Origin of the sequence: Streptomyces beihaiensis, assembly GCF_026274175.1 — a bacterium.
Classification (GTDB): domain Bacteria; phylum Actinomycetota; class Actinomycetes; order Streptomycetales; family Streptomycetaceae; genus Streptomyces; species Streptomyces beihaiensis.
Genome location: NZ_JAPHNL010000195.1, coordinates 1 through 1452 on the forward strand (window position 1 = coordinate 1; position 1452 = coordinate 1452).

Genomic DNA, 1452 nt, shown 5'->3' on the forward strand with positions numbered 1-1452 from the left:
GGCCGCGCCACCGACGTGCCCGTGGCCACCCGCCCGTGGAGCGCCGACCCGTACGCGCACGCCCTGCGCCGCCGTCGCGGCCCGCTCTTCCTGCGCCGCGCGGACGGCTGGCTGCTGCCGCTGGACGTGGAGCGCTGGTGTGCGGGAGCCGACGCCGCCGACCTGTCGGCGCTGCACCGGTGCGAGGGCTCCGTGCTCGACCTCGGCTGCGGCCCCGGGCGGCTGGTCGCCGCGCTGACCTCGGCGGGACGCTCCGCGCTCGGCGTCGACGTCAGTGAGGCGGCCGTGGACCGGGCGCGCCGCCTGGGCGGACCGGTCGTGCACCGGTCGGTCTTCGACGAGCTGCCCGACGAGGGCGGCTGGGGGACGGCGCTGCTGATGGACGGCAACATCGGCATCGGCGGCGATCCCGCGGCCCTGCTCGGCCGCGTCACCCAACTGGTCCGTCCGGGCGGCCTGCTGATCGTCGAGACGGCACCGCAGGAGGTGGACGAGCGGGTCGAGGTCCAGGTGGACGACGGGCGGGGCGCGACAGGTGCGCTGTTCCCGTGGGCGCGCGTGGGGCCGCGGGCCCTGGAGCGGCACTCCCGCCCCGCCGGCTGGCGTGCCACCACCCGCTGGACGGTCGGCGAACGCCGCTTCACAGCCCTGCGGTCGCGACGGGCCGGGGTGCCCCGATGAGCGCGGCCCAGGACCAGCAGGCGGTCGAGGCCGGGGGACGCCCGCCCGGGACCCGGCCACGCTCCGCTCGGGCCGACGTGCTCGCCGCCGTGGCGGCGGGCGGGCTCGTGCTCGTGGCCGTCCTGGTGGGCCGGTGGATCCAGGACCGGTACGGCACACTGCACGTCGGCTGGCCGCCGCTGTTCGCCGTGTGGGAGCCGCACGTCGGGCCGGGCACGGTGGCCGCGCCGGTCGTCGCCGTGCTCGTGGTGGCGTACGGGCCCCCGCTCGCCGTCCGGCTGCCGTGGCGGTGGCTGCTCGTGGCGGCCTGGACCACCTCGACGGCGTGGACGTTCGCACTGGCGCTCATCGACGGCTGGCACCGCGGCATCGCGACACGGCTCACCACCAGATACGAGTACTTGCAGGTGATCGACCGGTTCCGGGACATCCCCGCGACCCTGCGGGACTTCCACCGGCACATCCTGCTCCACTCGCCCGGCCACTGGCCGCCGCATGTGGCGGGCCATCCGCCGGGCGCCACGCTCACCTTCGTGTGGCTGGACCGGATCGGGCTCGGCGGCGGCGCCTGGGCCGGGGTGTGGTGCGTCGTCGTGGGGACCACGGCGGCCGCCGCCGTCCTCGTGACCGTGCGGGCGCTGGCCGACGAAGGCACGGCACGCCGCGCGGCGCCGTTCCTGGTGCTCGCCCCGGCCGCCGTGTGGGTCGGCGCCTCCGCCGACGGGTACTACACGGCCGTCGCCGCGTGGACCGTGGCGTGCACGGCGCTCG

The 1452-nt window shown here is 77.5% G+C and carries 1 protein-coding gene and 1 pseudogene; both read left to right on the forward strand.

Annotated elements, in window-relative coordinates:
• Positions 1 to 21 precede the first annotated feature (21 nt).
• A complete protein-coding gene (locus OFY01_RS16845; protein WP_407700361.1) occupies positions 22 to 681 on the forward strand; it encodes a class I SAM-dependent methyltransferase in 660 nt (219 codons plus the stop codon).
• Positions 678 to 1452: pseudogene (locus OFY01_RS16850) on the forward strand (hypothetical protein); the annotation flags it as partial. The gene OFY01_RS16845 and the pseudogene OFY01_RS16850, both read left to right, overlap by 4 nt.